This window comes from Roseibium sp. (assembly GCF_048261595.1).
Taxonomy (GTDB): domain Bacteria; phylum Pseudomonadota; class Alphaproteobacteria; order Rhizobiales; family Stappiaceae; genus Roseibium.
Genome location: NZ_JBLXFW010000003.1, coordinates 82,705 through 100,944, shown reverse-complemented (window position 1 = coordinate 100,944; position 18,240 = coordinate 82,705). Strand labels below are relative to the sequence as shown.

At 59.5% G+C, this 18,240-nt stretch carries 15 protein-coding genes; 8 read left to right on the top strand and 7 right to left on the bottom strand.

Annotated elements, in window-relative coordinates:
* The first annotated feature begins 19 nt into the window (after nucleotides 1-19).
* From ACN0SY_RS11550 to coaA, 5 genes are read left to right on the top strand one after another with little or no spacing between them, the layout of a single operon-like run.
* On the top strand, nucleotides 20-307 hold the full coding sequence (locus tag ACN0SY_RS11550; protein ID WP_417687287.1) for a DUF1330 domain-containing protein: 288 nt from the start codon (nucleotides 20-22) through the stop codon (nucleotides 305-307).
* 8 nt (nucleotides 308-315) lie between these two features.
* Nucleotides 316-1,062: a 1-(5-phosphoribosyl)-5-[(5-phosphoribosylamino)methylideneamino]imidazole-4-carboxamide isomerase gene (gene hisA, locus ACN0SY_RS11545; RefSeq protein ID WP_417687286.1), complete on the top strand. Its 747-nt coding sequence runs from the start codon at nucleotides 316-318 to the stop codon at nucleotides 1,060-1,062.
* Complete coding sequence (gene hisF / locus ACN0SY_RS11540) at nucleotides 1,059-1,838, top strand: imidazole glycerol phosphate synthase subunit HisF (protein WP_417687285.1); 780 nt, start codon at nucleotides 1,059-1,061, stop codon at nucleotides 1,836-1,838. The genes hisA and hisF overlap by 4 nt, the downstream gene beginning before the upstream one ends.
* 59 nt (nucleotides 1,839-1,897) lie before the next feature.
* Nucleotides 1,898-2,221, top strand: coding sequence for a phosphoribosyl-ATP diphosphatase (locus ACN0SY_RS11535; protein ID WP_417687284.1), 324 nt, complete (start codon nucleotides 1,898-1,900; stop codon nucleotides 2,219-2,221).
* A 46-nt stretch (nucleotides 2,222-2,267) separates the two neighbouring features.
* Nucleotides 2,268-3,233, top strand: coding sequence for a type I pantothenate kinase (gene coaA, locus ACN0SY_RS11530; RefSeq protein WP_417687283.1), 966 nt, complete (start codon nucleotides 2,268-2,270; stop codon nucleotides 3,231-3,233).
* An 81-nt stretch (nucleotides 3,234-3,314) separates the two neighbouring features.
* Here the strand turns inward: coaA and ACN0SY_RS11525 are convergent, their stop codons facing one another.
* The 5 genes from ACN0SY_RS11525 to ACN0SY_RS11505 all read right to left on the bottom strand — a co-directional run bounded on the left by ACN0SY_RS11525 (nucleotide 3,315) and on the right by ACN0SY_RS11505 (nucleotide 11,017).
* Nucleotides 3,315-5,003: a methyl-accepting chemotaxis protein gene (locus tag ACN0SY_RS11525; RefSeq protein WP_417687282.1), complete on the bottom strand. Its 1,689-nt coding sequence runs from the start codon at nucleotides 5,001-5,003 to the stop codon at nucleotides 3,315-3,317.
* Nucleotides 5,004-5,247: 244 nt separating this feature from the next.
* A complete protein-coding gene (locus ACN0SY_RS11520) occupies nucleotides 5,248-6,936 on the bottom strand; it encodes a methyl-accepting chemotaxis protein (RefSeq protein ID WP_417687281.1) in 1,689 nt (562 codons plus the stop codon).
* A gap of 162 nt (nucleotides 6,937-7,098) precedes the next feature.
* On the bottom strand, nucleotides 7,099-8,916 hold the full coding sequence (locus ACN0SY_RS11515; RefSeq protein WP_417687280.1) for a hypothetical protein: 1,818 nt from the start codon (nucleotides 8,914-8,916) through the stop codon (nucleotides 7,099-7,101).
* Nucleotides 8,917-9,035: 119 nt separating this feature from the next.
* Nucleotides 9,036-9,593: an ActR/PrrA/RegA family redox response regulator transcription factor gene (locus ACN0SY_RS11510; RefSeq protein ID WP_417687279.1), complete on the bottom strand. Its 558-nt coding sequence runs from the start codon at nucleotides 9,591-9,593 to the stop codon at nucleotides 9,036-9,038.
* Nucleotides 9,594-9,703: 110 nt separating this feature from the next.
* On the bottom strand, nucleotides 9,704-11,017 hold the full coding sequence (locus ACN0SY_RS11505) for an ActS/PrrB/RegB family redox-sensitive histidine kinase (RefSeq protein WP_417687278.1): 1,314 nt from the start codon (nucleotides 11,015-11,017) through the stop codon (nucleotides 9,704-9,706).
* Between the two features lie 178 nt (nucleotides 11,018-11,195).
* On the opposite strand from ACN0SY_RS11505, the gene secB reads away from it, so the two are divergent.
* The 3 genes from secB to ACN0SY_RS11490 all read left to right on the top strand — a co-directional run bounded on the left by secB (nucleotide 11,196) and on the right by ACN0SY_RS11490 (nucleotide 16,180).
* Entirely contained in the window at nucleotides 11,196-11,681 is a 486-nt protein-coding gene (secB, locus tag ACN0SY_RS11500; RefSeq protein WP_417687277.1) for a protein-export chaperone SecB, read from the top strand.
* A gap of 207 nt (nucleotides 11,682-11,888) precedes the next feature.
* Entirely contained in the window at nucleotides 11,889-13,805 is a 1,917-nt protein-coding gene (locus ACN0SY_RS11495) for a hypothetical protein (RefSeq protein WP_417687276.1), read from the top strand.
* Nucleotides 13,805-16,180, top strand: coding sequence for a hypothetical protein (locus ACN0SY_RS11490; protein WP_417687275.1), 2,376 nt, complete (start codon nucleotides 13,805-13,807; stop codon nucleotides 16,178-16,180). Before ACN0SY_RS11495 ends, ACN0SY_RS11490 begins: the two co-directional genes overlap by 1 nt.
* Nucleotides 16,181-16,259: 79 nt before the next feature.
* Here ACN0SY_RS11490 and ACN0SY_RS11485 read toward each other — a convergent pair whose 3' ends face one another.
* Together ACN0SY_RS11485 and hrcA are read right to left on the bottom strand one after the other, a co-directional pair.
* Nucleotides 16,260-17,069 carry a HesA/MoeB/ThiF family protein gene (locus ACN0SY_RS11485; RefSeq protein WP_417687274.1) on the bottom strand — a complete coding sequence of 270 codons (810 nt, stop codon included), beginning with the start codon at nucleotides 17,067-17,069 and terminating at the stop codon, nucleotides 16,260-16,262.
* A 40-nt stretch (nucleotides 17,070-17,109) separates the two neighbouring features.
* Entirely contained in the window at nucleotides 17,110-18,159 is a 1,050-nt protein-coding gene (hrcA, locus tag ACN0SY_RS11480) for a heat-inducible transcriptional repressor HrcA (RefSeq protein ID WP_417687273.1), read from the bottom strand.
* Nucleotides 18,160-18,240 lie beyond the last annotated feature (81 nt).

Below are 18,240 nucleotides of genomic sequence, written 5' to 3'. Positions count from 1 at the left end.
CGTCGGCAAGGAGCCTGAGATGAAAAAGGGCTATATCGTTGCACATGTCCATGTGCATGATCCCGAAGGGTTCGAGGAATACCTGAAGATCGGACTGCCCTCGCTCGACACGTTCGGCGGCAGGTCCCTGGTCCTGGGTGGTCAGTATACGACCCTTGAGGGCCGGGAAAAGGAACGTCACGTGGTGATCGAGTTCGACAGCTACCAGCAGGCGCTCGATTGCTACAATTCACCGGAATACCAGGCTGCCGCGAAACTGCGGCAGCGCTACGCCGACACCGATCTGGTGGTCGTCGAAGGACATTGAACAAGCTTATGACCATTCTCTTTCCCGCAATCGATCTGAAGGACGGCCAGTGCGTGCGCCTGAAACTGGGCGACATGGACCAGGCCACGGTCTTCAACGACGATCCCGGCGCACAGGCCAAGGCCTTCGAGGACCAGGGCTTCGAATGGCTGCATGTAGTGGACCTCAACGGCGCCTTTGCCGGTGAAAGCGTCAATGGCGCCGCGGTCGACAGAATTCTGGCGTCCACGAAAAACCCGGTGCAGCTCGGTGGCGGCATTCGTACGCTCGAGCATATCGAGACCTGGCTGACGAAAGGCATCACCCGCGTTATTCTGGGTACGGTGGCGGTTCGTGATCCGGACCTCGTCAAGGAAGCCTGTAAGCGGTTTCCGGGCAAGATCGCAGTCGGCATCGACGCCAAGGGCGGTTATGTCGCCGTGGAAGGCTGGGCGGAAACGTCCGAGCTGACTGCGGTCGATCTCGCAAGGCGGTTCGAGGACGCAGGCGTTTCGGCGATCATCTACACCGACATTGACCGCGATGGCATCCTGAAGGGGCTCAACATCCCCTCGACGCTGGAACTCGCCAACGCGGTGTCGATCCCGGTTATCGCGTCCGGCGGTCTTGCATCCATTGACGACGTCAAGCGCCTGCTCGAACCCGATTGCACCATTCTTGAGGGCGCAATTTCCGGCCGCGCACTCTATGATGGCCGTCTGGATCCGGCCGAAGCGATGGATCTGATCAAGGCAGCCCGCAAGGAGGCATCATGACCCTCAAGGCTCGTGTAATTCCCTGTCTGGACGTCAAGGACGGCCGCGTCGTCAAGGGCGTCAATTTCGTCGATCTTGTCGACGCGGGTGATCCTGTCGAGGCGGCCAAGGCCTATGATGCTGCAGGCGCCGACGAGCTCTGCTTCCTCGATATCACGGCGAGCCACGAAGGTCGGGACACCATATTCGATGTGGTGCGCCGGACCGCTGAAGCCTGTTTCATGCCGGTGACTGTCGGTGGTGGCGTGCGTACTGTTGATGACATCCGCAAGCTCTTGATCGCTGGTGCTGACAAGGTGTCCATCAACACCGCTGCCGTGAACAATCCCGATTTCGTTCGCGAGGCTGCCGAAAAGTTCGGTTCCCAGTGCATTGTCGTCTCCATCGACGCCAAGCAGGTCAATGCACCGGGCGAGCCGGAGAGATTCGAGATCTTCACTCATGGTGGACGCAATGCCACCGGAATCGACGCCGTTGAATTCGCAAGGAAGGTGGTCGAGCTCGGTGCAGGCGAGCTTCTCGTGACGTCCATGGATCGCGACGGCACCAAGTCTGGTTACAACATTGCCCTGACGCGAGCTATCGCCGACGCGGTGCCGGTGCCGGTCATCGCTTCAGGCGGTGTCGGTAATCTCGACCACATGGTGGAGGGCATCCGCGGCGGCCACGCGACCGCTGTGCTTGCCGCCTCGATCTTCCATTTCGGCGAGTATACGATTCATGAAGCCAAGGCGCATATGAATGATGCTGGCGTCGCCATGCGGATGGACGGCTGACCATAGATCCGGAACGGATCCATGTGATCGCCGGTTGCCCTTGGGGAAAGACTAGACGAATGACGAATTTTACTCTTGCCGATCTGGACGCCATTATCGCCGCGCGTGCGTCGAGCGACGATGAGAACTCCTATACGCGCAAACTGATTGGCAAGGGCGTCGCCAAATGCGCCCAAAAGCTGGGAGAAGAAGCAGTCGAGGCGGCGATCGCTGCCGTTCGGGAGGATCGCGAGGAGCTCACGGCGGAAGCCGCTGATATCCTTTATCATCTGCTTGTTGTTCTCAGGATCTCGGGAGTAAGCCTTGAGGACGTGATGGCGGAACTGTCACGCCGGACTGGTCAGAGCGGTCTGGAAGAAAAGGCATCCAGACCGAAGGACTGATGTCCGGTTGGCCTGACGATCTTCGCAGCACGGACTGCATCAGGATATGGATCAGACTGTCGATTTGAAGCGGGACATGGATCTGTCCCCCTACAGGGTCTTCACCGAACGTGAATGGGCCCGGTTGAGGGCGGACACCCCGATGACGCTGACAGGCGCTGAAGTCGCCCAGCTGCAGGGTCTCAACGATCCAATGTCCATCGAGCAGGTCGAGAAGATTTACCTGCCACTGTCCCGCCTCCTGGCGTATTACGCCGAAGCGACGGTGAGCCTGCATCAGGCCACCCAGAAATTCCTTGATATCCGCGACGGCAAGACGCCGTTCATCATTGGCGTTGCAGGCTCCGTTTCAGTCGGGAAGTCGACTACGTCGCGCGTTTTGCGCGCGCTTTTGGCCCGTTGGCCCGCAAGCCCCAAGGTCGACCTGGTGACGACGGACGGCTTTCTTTATCCCAACGCGGTGCTCGAAGCCGAGGGCCTGATGCAGAAGAAGGGCTTTCCGGAGAGCTTTGACCGGCCGGCGCTTCTGAAATTCCTGTCCGACATCAAGGCCGGGCAGCGCAACGTTCGCGCACCTGTCTATTCGCACTTCTATTACGACGTCATGCCGGGCCATACCGTCACCGTGGACAACCCGGATATCCTGATCGTCGAAGGCCTGAACGTGCTTCAGACGCGCGAGTTGCCGAAGGATGGTCGTGCGGTTCCCTTCGTGTCCGATTTCTTCGACTTCTCCGTCTATATCGACGCGGACGAGGATCTGCTGCTGAACTGGTACGTGGAACGATTCATGCGCCTGCGGGAAACGGCCTTCCGCGATCCAGGCTCATACTTCCACAAGTACTCCCGAATCTCGGACGAGGAAGCGCTCGCGACCGCTCACAAGATCTGGAACGAGATCAACCTTGAGAATCTGCGGGAAAACATCCTGCCGACCCGGCCGCGCGCTGATCTCATCCTCACGAAGGACGCGAGCCACAAGATCTCAAAGGTCGCCCTTCGGAAAATCTGACTGTTGAGCTGAAATACAAGCATAAAAAACCCCGCCGCAAATGTTTGCGGCGGGGCTTTTTTTTTGACTGCGGCGGACTGCTTAGGCAGCAGAGCGATTGCGAACTTCGGCAAGGAAACCGGAGACCGTCTGACGCAGGGACTTTGCATTGTCCTCGAGCTGGCGGGCGGATGTGTCGACCATGTCCGCAGTGGACTTGGTGTTCTCCGCGGCCTGCGCCACGCTCTCGATGTTGGTGGTAACCTCGACCGTGCTGCGGGAAGCCTCGGTCGCATTGACCGCGATCTCCTGGGTCGCGACACCCTGCTCTTCGACTGCAGACGCAATCGAGCTTGCGATCTCGTTCATCCGGTTGATGATTTCCGTGACCGAGGAGATAGCGCCGGCCGCATGTTCGGTCTCGCTCTGGATCGCCGAAATCTGGCTGGAGATTTCTTCGGTCGCCTTGGACGTCTGGGTGGCGAGTTCCTTCACCTCGGCGGCAACGACAGCGAAGCCCTTGCCTGCTTCACCTGCTCGCGCTGCCTCGATCGTAGCATTGAGGGCCAGCAGGTTGGTCTGCTCGGCAATCGCCTGAATGAGCGTGACGACCTCACCGATACGCCCGGCAGCCTCGGAAAGGCCATTCATGCGCTCGTTGGTGGAGGTGGCCTCCGACGCGGCCTGGGCAGCGATCTCGCTGGAGGCCTGAACCTGGCGACGAATCTCGTTTACGGACGCGGAGAGTTCTTCAGCCGCCGCCGCTACGGTTTCCACATTGTGGGAAGCCTGCGAAGACGCATTGGAGACAAGACCACTCTGTTCGTTGGTGCGTGCTGCGCCTTCCGTCATCTCGGCGGATGCGTGCTGGAGGTTTTTCACCGACTTCTCGATCACGTCCATCATGGTCATGATCTTGCTGTCGAAATCGCTGGACAGATGCTGGATTTCCGCTCCGCGCTGGGCAGCCGCTTCCTGATTTGCATTCTGCCTTGTTTCCAGCTCCTTGCGAGCATGCTCGTTGCGGATAAAGACCTGCATTGCACTGGCCATTTCACCGATTTCGTCACCGCGATCGGCACCTGAAACTTCGATATCGCTGTTGCCGTTGGCGAGTTCCTTCATGTTCCGGGTCAGTGCGCTGAGCGGGCGGATCGTGCTCTTGATTGCCGCGATAGCGATAAGGATCGCCAGAACCGAGCCGACAACGGCCAGAGCGATGATGGTGAGAGCCTGATCCCAGAAAGCGGTTTCCAGATCATCGATATAAACGCCTGTGCCGAGCATCCAGCCCCAGGGCGCAAAGCCTGTGCCCCAGCCGTATTTCGGTACGGCGACATCGCTGCCCACGCGCGGCCAGTTGTACAGAAGAGAGCCGCCACCGTTCCTGGCGATATCGATCAGTTCGGCGACGATCTTGACGCCGGACTTGTCGGTCAAACTCATGAAGTTCTTGCCGATCATATCGGCCTTGGGGTGCATCAGCGCCGTGCCGGAGTAATCGTAGGCGAATATGTAGTTGTCGCCTTCAAACCGAATGGCACCGATCGCCTTGAGCGCACCGGCCTTCGCTTCATCGACGGTCATCTCACCCGACTGCGCGCGTGCGTGATACGCACCAGCAATGGCCTTCGCGCTGTCGGAAAGACTTTCGATCTGCCGAAGACGTTCGTCCAGCATGGCGTGATCGAGTGCCCTGAGGCTCAGGACGCTGAGCATCGCGGTAAAGAGAAGGATAACGAGGACTGGAACCGAGATTTTCCAGGCCAGTGGCCAGCGGGCAAAGGACATGAGTGCACCTTTAAGTGTTGTTCTTGCCTCTCTCTAGGGTTCACTTCCTATCAAACTGGTTAATGCAGCCTATCCTTGATTATAGAAAATCGATTACCTCACCGGATTTCGACCTGGCAGGAAAAAGGCACTTTGGATCTCAAACGGGTTCTTTCAGTCCAGATAGGACAACGTTGTCTCGAAATGACAAACCCCGCCGCAGGGCTGCGACGGGGTCTTCAATTGCCGGAATGTAAGATAGGTGTCAGGCGGCGGAGCGCCTACGTACCTCCGCGAGGAAGCCGGATACCGTCTGCTTCAGGAAGTTCGCATTGTCTTCCAGTTGGCGCGCCGATGCATCGACTGTTTCGGCTGTAGATTTTGTGGTCTCAGCCGCCTGGGACACGCTCTCGATATTGGTGGTCACCTCAATCGTCGAACGCGATGCCTCGGTCGCATTGACAGCGATTTCCTGTGTGGCGACACCCTGCTCCTCGACTGCAGAGGCAATCGAGCTGGCGATCTCGTTCATCTGGTTGATGATCTCGGTCACCGAGGAGATCGCACCCGCCGCGTGCTCGGTTTCACCCTGGATCGCACCGATCTGGCTGGAAATCTCTTCCGTTGCTTTCGAGGTCTGGGTGGCAAGTTCCTTCACCTCGGCCGCGACGACCGCGAAGCCCTTGCCTGCCTCGCCGGCACGTGCTGCCTCAATGGTAGCGTTCAGGGCCAAGAGGTTCGTTTGCTCGGCAATCGCCTGAATCAACGTCACAACCTCGCCGATTCGGCCTGCCGCGTCCGAGAGGCCCTTCATGCGCTCGTTTGTCGAGGAGGCTTCGGAAGCGGCCTGGGCTGCAATCTCGCTGGACGACTGCACCTGGCGGCGGATCTCATTGACTGAGGCCGAGAGTTCTTCCGCTGCCGCTGCCACGGTTTCGACGTTGTGTGCTGCCTGAGAGGAAGCGCTTGATACAAGATCGCTTTGCTCGTTTGTGCGAGCTGCGCCCTCGGTCATTTCTGCGGAAGCATGCTGGAGGCTGTGAACAGACTGCTCGATCACGTCCATCATTTCCATGACGCGGCTGTCGAAGTCGCTCGACAGGGCCTGGATCTCGTCACCGCGCTGGGCCGCAATGCGCTGCGTTTCCTGCTGCTCAGCCTCCAGGGCCTTTCGGTTGCGCTCATTCTGGACGAAGACCTGCATGGCGCTTGCCATCTGGCCAATCTCGTCGCCGCGATCAGCTCCGTCAATGTCAATGTCGCTGTTGCCTTCGGCCAGCTCATTCATGTTCGCGGTCAGCACGGACAGCGGTGAAACGATGCTGCGAATGGAGAAGAAGGCGATGGCGAAGGCGATCAATGCGCCGGCGACTGCAATTGCGACAATGATCACTGCCTGACTGCGATAGGACGTCTCAAGGTCGTCGACATAGACGCCCGTACCCATCATCCAGCCCCAGGGTTCGAAGCCCTCGCCCCAGCCCCACTTGTCGATCGGAACGTCGCTTCCTGCGCGCGGCCACTGGTAGAGGAGCACGCCTCCGCCGGCCTTCGCGTTTGCGACAAGGCCGTCGATAATGCGGGTGCCATTGGAGTCCGTCAGGTCGCTGAGGTCCTTGCCGATGAGCTTCTCATTGACATGCACGAGCGTGACGGATTCGTAGTCAAACACGAAGATGTAGTTGTTGCCCTCATAGCGCATGGCCCCGATAGCACCTTTTGCAAGTGCCTGAGCCTCATCGCGGGTGAGTTCACCTGCGACTTCCTGCGCATGATAGTTGGCAGCGATCGACTTTGCGGTCTTCGAGATATGCTCGATCGTCGTTATTCGCTCGTTCAGCATGGAGCTGTGCAACGAGTTCAGGCTGACGAAGGCAAGGACGATCGTGAATGCGAATATTGTGACGACTGGGATTATGATCTTCCAAACAACAGGAAGGCGTGAGAATGTCATTGTTCTTTTCCATCTTCAGCACGATGGAATAAACCTAGGAAGTAATGGTTTAATTTTTGTTATAGTTATTTTTTACGATACAGGTAAATGTATCTATACTTACAAATATTTTGTATCTGCACTTACCAATTGATACAGATAGTAGGCTTAGACAATTCTTTTCTACTGTGCGGCACAAAAGACGTCGCGAAGGCCAGGGCGTGACCACGTTGTATTCGCGATCTGGCCTTTCAGGACGTATCCTTGCGCTTCGTAATGAAAACTGGAGGGGCTGCCGATCCTGGTAAGCGTGAAAACGCCAAAGCCCATTTCCGCGACCGTTGCGGTTGAACCGTCGGGCGAGAATGACACGTTCAGGTCTACGCCTGCCGAACAGAGGTAATTGACTGCCTGTCGATCTGGCGAAAACGACGACTGATCCCAGCCTCCTCGGTCAGATGGACGATCACCGATAGAGCCCGGGGGAATTGGCCCGGCCGGCAAGGTCTCCGTCGGAAGTCCGAATCCCGGCTGCTGAGTTTCCGTTGCTTGGCCACCTCCGGAAATGACGACCTCACGATAGGGTGTGCGGGTCACGTAAATGCCGAGACATTGACCGGCGGCGCTTCGAACCAGCCACGCATGGGAGACGAAGGTCTGCTGATCAAGCAATTGGCCGGGCTGAAGCCGTGCGTAAACCCGTTCACCGCCGTTGTAGTCGATCCAATGGATGTCAACGGCTTCCTGGCTGGTATTGCGGAAGACGATTTGACCGGGGCGGGTGCCTTCGAGCGACGTAATCCGGCCAATCTCGCCACAAGATACATCTGAATTTGCCGCAATGACCTGCCCGGCGCCGTTTAGCCCGCCGTCCTCTCCGATAATGGTCTGAGGCTGCGCGCAGGTGGCGATGAAAAGGCGCACCGGCTGTGCGCTACCTTTAAGGGAGACTGTATAGGGGGCAATTCCAGCAACCTGGACCGTCAGCTCGGACTGCGCGATCAAGGCTTGCCAAAGCGGGTCCGTCATTGGCAAAACGACTTGCGGGAAGGACTGGCCGTACTGGTTGTTCGTGCTGCCGCCGATGGCGGAATAGCTAGCCGAAAAATCACCGGCGCTGACGTTGACCGTCTCTGAAATACCTTCGGAAACGGAAGGTGATGTCTGGCTGAAGACAAGCGTAGCCTGACCCGACTGGCTTAGGCAGGCGGCGCGGAAATCGATGTCGTCTGTCTCGGGGACGCCGTGGGTGAGGTCCGTGCGTGAGTTGGCACCAAACCCCGTCGTGGTGTTCCAGACACGGTCTTCGGAGGGAGAGACGAGAAAGCCGTTCTGGCCGCTGATACCGTTTCCAAACTGGTCAGGGGTCGCGCCAAGGTCATTGTTGCCGGGCTGTCCGCCGTCGATATCGACGCGTTCCAGCGGCTTGAGTACGCTTTCCTCCTGCGGCGCGGGTGCGTCGGCAGTCGCAGGGTCCGCGCGATTGCTTTGTCCTGAAACAGGATCAAGACCGTTGTTTTCGGGAGCTTCAACGGGTGCAAGAGTCGTCGAGGGCTGTGTCTGCGTGAGTGTGGTTGCGGCAGGTGCAGCAGGCGTTCTCTGGGCCGAAACGGCGCTTCCGGAGGTTCCGACAATCCGCGCGCTACCCGGCTTGCCGTCGCTAGCGACATCCACCACCAGCGTATCCCCGGAACAGATATCAGCGCTGCGATGAAGCACGCGGCTGTTTTCCAGGGTCACTTCCAGCTGGACCTCGCAGGGCGGCAAGGAGCTCGCACTGCCCATGGTGTCGATCACGACGCCCGCGTCGTCCCTGCTGATGATCGGCCGGTACTTCTTGTCGATCGTGATGGACCGAATGCCGGGCTTTGCAGGCTCGACGTTGATCCGCAAGGTTTCGGGTGGGGTCTGTGCCAAGGCGACAGACAAACCTGAAAGCAGGACGAAGTTTACAAGGCCTGCAAGAACGGCAGGGTAAAGGCCAACAGCCGGACGCGGCATGCAAAATCTCCGTAGAGGCGCGATTTGTAGCGGTTCAACAGCCGGATTTAGTCAAATCGGGCAAGAAAGGGCAAGCGCCAAGGCGAAGATTTACGCAAATGGAGCTCCGGAGTACAGGATTACCTGGGTGCTCTTTTTGCAAGAATGCGCTGCAGCGTCCGACGGTGCATGTTCAGCCGCCGGGCCGTTTCCGACACGTTGCGATCGCACAGCTCGTAGACGCGCTGGATATGTTCCCAGCGAACGCGATCTGCCGACATCGGGTTCTCGGGCGGAACAGCCTTGTCTTCCGGCTTGCGTTCGAGGGCTGCGAGAATGTCGTCCGGATCAGCGGGCTTGGCGAGGTAATCGATGGCGCCGAGCTTCACTGCGGTCACCGCGGTCGCGATGTTGCCGTATCCTGTGAGGATGATGGCTCGACAGTCTTCGCGCTTTTGCCGGATGGCTTCGATGACATCGAGGCCGTTTCCGTCTTCAAGGCGCATGTCTACAATGGCATAGGCTGGCGGGTTTGCGCTGGCCTTGGCGACAGCTTCGCGAACACCGTCGGCGGTGTCCGTTGCAAACCCGCGCTTTTCCATTGCCCTGGCAAGTCTTTGCTGGAATGCCTTGTCGTCGTCTACGATCAGCAGGCTCTTGTCTTCTGCGCCTGCCAGATCGGCTACTGGGTCGGTCATGCTCACGATCCCGTCTTTATCGTGTTTACGGCACAAGATCGCTGCCGGTTCACCCCTAATCCCGGGCAGTTGAAGCGCCATTTCCCGTCCTTATGCCGGGAAAACCACCATCAGTCCACTTGTTCGGAGGACTCAATTGCCGCACGTGGCCAGGTCACGCGGATGTGTGCACCGTGTTCGGGAGGTGCCCTGTTCTCGAGGAAAAGCTTGGCGCCCGTCCGCTCCAGCAGCGTCTTTGCAATAAAGAACCCGAGGCCCAGGCCGCCCCCCGTCTGGCTCCGGTCGGCCCGATCGTTGCGAACGGAAACGTAAGGGTCTCCGATCTTGGGGAGCACCTCCATCGCAAAGCCCTGCCCGTCGTCGCGAATGGAGATGCTGACGGTCTTCGCATCCCAGGTGGCAGAAACACTCACCTCGCCTTCAGCAAAGTCGACCGCGTTCTCGACGAGGTTGCCCAGGCCGTAGCGGATCGCGGGGTTTCGAGTTCCTACAGGCTCGGGACCATGGCCGGAGACGGAGACCTTTATGTCAACGCCGAAACCCCGGTGAGGATCGACCACATCTTCGACCAGTTGCGAAACCGGCATGCGCTGGAAGGTCTTGTCCTCGTCGCTAGACAGGCTGGTCAGCTTGCGCAGGATGTCGCGACATCGCTCAGACTGAGAGCGAATGAGCTCGATGTCCTCGCCGCGGGGGTCGTCCGGTTCGAACTCGTCCGAAAGTTCCTTTGCAGCGAGGAAGATGGTCGCGAGCGGCGTTCCCAACTCGTGTGCAGCCGCCGTCGCCAATCCATCGAGCGCATTCAGGTGTTGCTCCTTGGTCAGAACCAGTTCGGTTGCTGCAAGGGCATCGGCAAGCTGTCGCGCCTCTTCCGCCACACGAAAGGCATAAATTGCCATGAAGCCGAGCGTCGATACGAGGGCGATCCAGATCCCGACTGAATAGACCGCCGGCAGACCGAACTCCGCATCCCCCGGCCATGGTAGAGGTAGATGGAAGACTGCAAGGAAAGTCGCGCTGATGGTTGCCAGAAGACCGAGGATGATCGTTTTCTGCGCGGAAAGAGCTGTCGCCGACACCATCACGGGGGCCATGAGCAGAAACGCAAAGGGGTTGCCGAGGCCACCGGTCAGGAACAACAGACCGCTCATCTGAAGGATGTCGTAGCCGAGCTGGACCGTTGCCGCACGCTCCGAAATGCGGGTCGGGGAGGGCGACTGGATCTTCAGGAACACATTCAGCCATGCCGACATGGCGACGAGGAAGAAAGCGACGCCGATCGGCAGGGGATACCCGAGGCCGATATGAACCACCAGCAGTGCCGCAGTCTGCCCGCCGACTGCAAGCCATCGCAGGCGAACGAGCGTATCGAGTCTGAGGCGTCGGTGGGGAAGCGAAATCCGGGTGTTGGGCTGGTGCTGCATCTGCCCTTTTTGTAGCGGTTTCTTAGCGCTGGCAAGGCGCAGCTCTTGTGTGTGACTTCCCCAGATGGTAGCTCAGCCGCTAAAAGGGGTTGTGCGGCGAGACGCGGGCCGCCAACCGGATGTTGTCGAATTGCTGCGACGACGACCCCACGATGACCGCGAAACGGAACAGGACAAGATGAGCGATACCAACGACGCCGGCGCAGCTCCGCAGGCAGAAAGCGCACCCGCCGCACCGGGCATGAACATCATCGGCCAGTACATCAAGGATCTCTCTTTCGAGAACCCGAATGCGCCGCGTTCTCTCCAGCAGGGTGAGCAGCCGAAGCTGGACATCAATGTCAATGTCAGCGCGCAGCCCATGGGCGAAGACCAGTTCGAGGTCATCCTGACACTCAACGCAAAGGCCGAGCGTCCGGACCTCGTCATGTTCAATGTCGAGCTTGTCTATGCCGGCCTGTTCCGCATCACCGGCGTTCCGCAGGAGCACATGCATCCGTTCGTCATGATCGAGTGCCCGCGTATGCTCTTCCCGTTCGCGCGCAACATTCTGGCCGAAGCGACCCGCAACGGCGGTTTCCCGCCGCTGCTGCTCGACCCGATCGACTTTGCCCAGCTGTATCGTCAGAACATGGCTCAGCAGCAGCCGTCGAAGCCGAACTGATCGACTGCGACCGGACGACATTCGAAGGCCGTGGCGCCAGGTGCCGCGGCCTTTTTTCATTCTCGGATCCCTGCGCCTCCTACAATCTTGAGGCATGTCAACGCATGCATCGCCAATCTGCCCGATCTTCCAGCGACTTCATGAGAGTTTGACGTCTGATCATCTGTCGCTTCGGCGGCAGCGTCGTGTCAGACGGGGCAGGTGCTGGTGGCGCAAACAAACAAATCGATATCCCAGGCTTGGCGCACCCGAGTGTTTGGCGGGGTATGTGCCCTCGCTGCAGCTGTCCCGCTTCCCGCAGCTCAGGCCGATGAAGCCGCGCAGTTTCAGCCGATCCTTGCTCAGACCAAGGGCAAGGGCCCGGGCGAAGTGGTCACCGCCTTCAAGGTGAACCCGGAAGTCTACACCTCGCGCGTGATGAAACGGCATTTCGTCTCCGCGCCGACCCTTGCTGCAATCTCCGACGAGGCATTTGGCGACAATCAGGCTCGGCAGGAAGCGGTTGCCCGTGCCGAGGGCTGGGGTCAGTTCGGGTTCTGGTTCGGTGCCGGCGCAGCCGTCGGAACTCTGGCTGAGCATGTGGTCAAGTTCGAAGGTCTTGGCGGCATCAACAACGCCATGACTAATCTCGGTCTGTTCATGACCGTTTGGCAGGTCGGTCTGGATCTGTCGGCCGGCGACAACTCTGCCGCAGGCCGCAATGCCTACAAGGGCATGATGGGGTTTGCCGCCGGCAAATGGGGCTGGTCAACGTTGCAGGCCGCGAGTGTCGTCTGGTTCGTGGTCGATGTGACCTTGACCGAGTTCGGCACGAACGCATGGTTGGCGCGCGAAGACTACTGGCGCAAGGTCTACACCGCCTACTACAGAGACCGGGATGCTGCGGCCCGCGCCAACGAACTCGGTCCCCAGTCTGGTTACCTGTCTCCGACACTCGAGGAAAAGGTCCGTGCCATTCGCACGCAGACCGAAGGTGGCCGGTCGGTGAATGAATGGAAGATCCTGCTGACTGATTATTTTCGGCGTGCAAGGTCACCGGAACGCTTCAAGGCCATACTGGAAGCGGAACTGGATCTCTATGCTTCCCGCTTCTGGACCAGCGCCGACTTCGAGGAATATGTCGCCGATACCGGAGGCGGTACGACCGGGCTCGCCAAGGGGGCGAGCCTGACCAAGAAGATCAAGACGGCGCTGGAAGACGAGCACAAGGCCCGTCTGAAGGCCATGTTCGCGACGAAGATCTTTCCAGAGATAGCCTACAAGGCTTGGGTCGAAGGGCTTGAGCGCGAGGTTGGTAAGCTGAACGCCGAAACGGTCCCGGATCTCAACTCCACCATCGACATCGACGTGTCCGCCTACGATCTGAAGGCCCCTGCCCGCTTTTCGATGCCTCGGCCAGCAGGCGGTGCGTGGGCAGGCACCTTGAAACCTGGCCAGACCCGCACCCTGAAGATCACCAAGCTCGCCTTCATCAAGGCGGGGCTTCCGGATCAGGTGGTGCTGGAAGGCGAAACGGGGCCTGTCGAAAAGCGGATAGTCTTCAGTGGCGGGCGGGGAGTTGTTGTTTTCGGAGCGCCATCCGCGATATTGGTGACCGTTCTTGAAAAATCCGAGACCGCCCTCTCCTGCACCATTCGGCGCACCACGAAATCGGGTCAGACGACCACGGCCACGGAACAGCGTCCGGCAAATTTCTCGCCCGTTATCCATACGTCCGCATCTCCCGACCTCACGAGCGTTCTCTTTGGAAAATACGATCCATCGTCCGGCTGGGTAATTGCATCCCCCGGCGCGCTGCAAGCGGATGGGTCGACGGGTTTTGCCGCGCCTTATTTTGAGGACATCGTTGCCCTGACGGACTGCTCTTCGGCTTTTTTGAAAGGCGACATCCTCAGCGGCGGCACCTGCAAGGTGAAACGGCAAAAAGTCGAGAAAACATCTGAAGGCACGGAAACGGAAACCACCTGCCTGTCGACTGCCACCTTTTCTCTCAAGGGCGTCTACATGCCCCAGGGAGGCACCCAGCAGTATTATCCGCTCGACGGACCACAGGGGGAGATCATTCGCGGTGTCCTCAAGGAATCCATGAAAAAAGGCTTCGCCAATCCCGGAGTATCAAAGTGATGACGATCCGAACCTCCCTTTGCCTCGGTATTGCTCTGGCGTTTCTGCAAGGTCTGCCTGCAGCGGCTCAGACCTCCGGCAAGCAACTCGACGACTTCGCCAACGGGCTGGATGACTTTGCCCCGTCGGAAGCGGAGCGGCCACTTGACGAGCTGGTGGAGAAGCTGCCGCAGCCGGAGGACGCCGTTGAGACGCTAGAAGCAACAACGGCGGACGCCCAAACTGCGGAGCCGGCGAAACCGGTGGTTCCCGAGGGCTGGCAGGTCTTTGAAGGCGGCGTGTTTGCCGTGTCCTTACCTCCGGACTGGAAGGTCGTACATGAGGACGACGGCGCGGTTATTCTCGCGACAGACATTGAACAGGCCAAGAAAGGCGGCCTGATGGTCGTTCTGCACCAGCTCGACGATCGCGAGTTTGCCCGCGATTTCAGCGGCGAACGCATCGGCTTCAAAAGCCGGTCCGGAATCGTCGACAGCATCGAAAGTCTGGATGTGGGCGGCGAGATCCATTTCAACCAGTACCGCGTTCACGTGGATGACAAGCGGACAAAAGGCGAGGGCTACTTCGTCGTATCTCCCTGGCCAAACGCTGAAGAGGAACACAGTGTTTTCAGCATTGTCGCCATGAACGTCGATCCCGAGCCGCATCGTGCTCAAATGGATCAAATCCGCAAGACCGTCAGGCTTGCCAACCCGGGAGCCTTTCGTGCCGAGGTCATCGCTCCGCATGAGGCGAAAATGGCGGCAGAGGCGGCGCCAAAGGGCGGATTGGCCGGACTGGTGACGTTCACCGTTCCACAAGGCTGGAAAGTCGTCTCCAACAGCGACACCTATGTCTCCTTCACGACGACACCCGAATACAGCGCGTATCTGACGATCGGCACAGGGGAGCGCGGCAAATTGCCGAACGGGGTGGAACCGGAATTCGCTGGCCCGCCCGCCGAGGAGCGCGCGACCATCCTGGGCGAGACTGCCCGGGTTTATGCCGGTATGACTCGCGACCAGGAAATCATGGAAGGCATGTCCATGGTGTCCGGGGTCAAGAAGCTCTTCATTCTGGACCGCTGCCTGCCCGACCTCGGTGAGATTCATGTCACTCAGGTCGGGGCACCGCGCTGGATGGAAAGCAAGGGATTCGAAGATCTCCTATCAGCGATATCTCTGACCTTGCCGGAAGGCACCCATGATTGCGCCAAAGCCGGGCCTGCTGCTGCGGCAGGCTCCGGGTCCGGAAATCAGGTTGCTTCTTCAGCACCCTCGTCCCCGGACAAGATGGATGTTGTCTGGCAAACCTACGCGAACGGACGGTTCGGAACGGTCGTGGACTACCCTGCCGGCTATCTCGTGATGCAGCCGGCGCCGACGAACGACGATGGCCGGACCTTCGAGAGTATCGATGGCAAGGCAAGGGTCCTTGTCTACGGCAGTCACAATTTCGATGACAGTACGCTTCCGGCGTTGATGGCGCGGCAGATTGCGGAGGGTGGGTATCAGGCGCTCACCTCGTCCGTCATGCAGGGCGACCGCTTCGAGGTCGGCGGTACCAGAGATGGCCGGTCGGTCGTCCATGTCGAAATCCTCGACGAACAGAACATCGTCCATACGCTCGACATCGCCCATGATGCGGATCTTTCGGAGAAACTTGTCTCCGACCTTAGCGAGATGGCGATCACCTTCCGGGCGGAACATCCGGACATGTCGCCTGCTTCGAATGTACCCTCCCAACCGCAACAACCGGCTGCCGATCAATCCGCGATGGAACTCGCCTTCTGGCAGGCCATCGCAGCATCAGAGGATCCCGCAGACTTCGAGGCCTATCTGTCGCAATGGCCAAATGGCACCTTCGCAGCGCTTGCCCGCAACAAGTTGAACCGTCTGGCGCAGGCAGCTCCCACTCCGGTCTCTCCTGCTCCGATACCCGACGCGCCGTCTCCGACGATTTCCTCCGGCCCGGCTTCGGGTGGGTGGGCCGAGCCGTCGGCACCGACGCGCACCGCAGGCGCCAATCCGGGCCGGACCTACACACCCAAGCGTGGCTCGCCGGAGCGCAAGGCTCTGATGGACGCCGCACGGGTGCCGATCTCGAACGAACTCGGTCAGAAGGTGATCTTCGTCGTCTCTGTCCTGCACACGGATGGCAACTGGGCGTACCTGCAGGGAACGCCCGTCCAGCCCAACGGCGCTCCGCTCAACTGGTTGCGGACGCCTTTTGCCCGCGACTGGAAAGCAGATGCCATGAGCGACGTGGTGATGGTGCTCATGCGCAAGTCCGGTGGCAGGTGGCAGGTGATGGATTATGTCATCGGTCCGACCGACGTGCATTGGTATGGCTGGCTTGATGTCTACGGTCTGCCGGAAGCCTTTTTCATGCCTTGAAGCGAGCTCACATCTGTGCCGCCCCGGCCTTAGATGCCGGGGCCAAGAGCGGAGTGCCGCCAAGTGACGTGTGAACAGCTTAGCTTTCTTCCAGAAGTTCGGCCCAGGTCTTCGGATTGTCGCCGTGAAGGGGGTTCTTCTTCGAGCGCTTGTAGCGGATGGTTTCCATCCGGAAGGCGCGGGCGTCGAACATCATGAGGCGTCCGACCAGCCCCTCGCCTGCCCCGGTGATTTCCTTGATCACTTCCATCGCCTGCATGGCGCCGATGATGCCGGTGAGCGCGCCCATAACTCCGGCCTCAGCGCAGGTCGGCAGCAATCCGTCGCGCGGGCGGTCGGGAAAAACGCAGCGGTAGGTCGGGTTGAGATTGCCGTTGCCGTCTTCCTCGAACGGCTTCAGCGTCGTGATCGACCCGTCGAACTGGCCGACTGCTGCCGTGACAAGGGGCTTTTGCGCGAAGAAACAGGCGTCGGACACGAGATAGCGGGTGCCGAAATTGTCAGATCCGTCTGCCACCAGGTCGTAATTCGAGACCAGCTGCATGGCGTTGTGCCCGGCAATCCGCGTCGGATACGGCTCCACCTTGACGTTCGGGTTGAGCCGGGCAATGGCCTCGGCAGCGCTCGCAACCTTTGGTTCGCCGAGTTGATCCGTGTCGTGGATGACCTGGCGCTGCAGGTTGGACAGGCTGACGGTATCGTCATCTACGATCCCGAGCGTTCCAACGCCTGCGGCAGCAAGATACTGCAGAAGCGGTGCGCCAAGACCGCCGGCCCCGATTACCAGAACCCGCGCATTCTTGAGTTTCTGCTGCCCCGGGCCGCCAATGTCCTGCATGACGATATGTCGGGCGTAGCGTTCCAGTTCAGCCGGGGTCAGGGTCTGCATTTCTTGTCCAGTTGTATGTTGGGCGTTGCGTCGCCGATGGTCAGCCAAGAAGCCGACTGACCAGTTTTGCCGTGTAGTCGACCATGGGGATGACGCGGGCATAGTTCAACCGTGTCGGCCCGATCACCCCGAGAACACCAACGATCCGCTGGTTGCTGTCGCGGTAGGGCGAGACGACCAGGGACGATCCGGAAAGCGAGAAGAGGTTGTTCTCCGAGCCGATGAAGATCCGCACCCCGTCGCCTTTTTCCGCAAGGCCCAGCAGCTGTATCAGGTCACGCTTGTTTTCAAGATCGTCGAACAGCAGACGGATACGTTCCAGGTCTTCCGCGGCTTCTAGATCCGTCAGGAGATTGGAACGGCCGCGGACAATCAGGGTGTCCGGTTCATCGTTTGCCGTGTTGCTCCACACTGCAAGGCCTGCATCGACGACTTTTCGGCTGAGCTGGTCCAGCTCGGCCTGGTCGACAGCCTGAACGCGTTCCAGTTCGCGGCGAACCTCGGCGATGGTTCGCCCCTGGAGCTGGGCATTGAGGTAGTTGCTCGCCTCGATCAGTGCCGAGGGCGGCAAACCCGCAGGCAGATCGACCACACGGTTCTCGACCTGGCCATCTTCTCCGACGAGGATGGCGAGTGCCTTGAGCGGCTCGATGCGTACGAACTCAATGTGCTTCAGACGCATGTCCGACTTGTGGGTCAGGACGACACCCGCGCCGCTTGACAGGCCGGACAGCATCTGGCTCGCCTCGGTCAGCACCTGTTCTGCGGAATTTGCATTGCGCGATGCACGCACCTGAATGTCGATGCGCTGGCGCTCTTCCATGCTCAGGTCGCCGACCTCGAGCAGGGCATCGATGAAGAACCGCAGGCCGATCTGGGTCGGCAGCCGGCCGGCGCTGGTGTGGGGCGAGTGCAACAGGCCCATGTGTTCCAGATCCGACATCACGTTGCGCACGGATGCGGGTGAAAGCGACATGTTCAAAGCGCGCGAAACATTGCGGGATCCGACGGGCTCTCCCGTTTCCAGATAGGATTCGACGATGGACCGGAAAATCTCCCGAGATCGTTTGTCGAGATCGCTCAGGCTCACCTATGGTTCTCCTTCGAAGATCGGGGCTTATCTTGCCTCCCGAACTGTTGTCCTAGATATAGGCGCAAAATGGGCATCAGT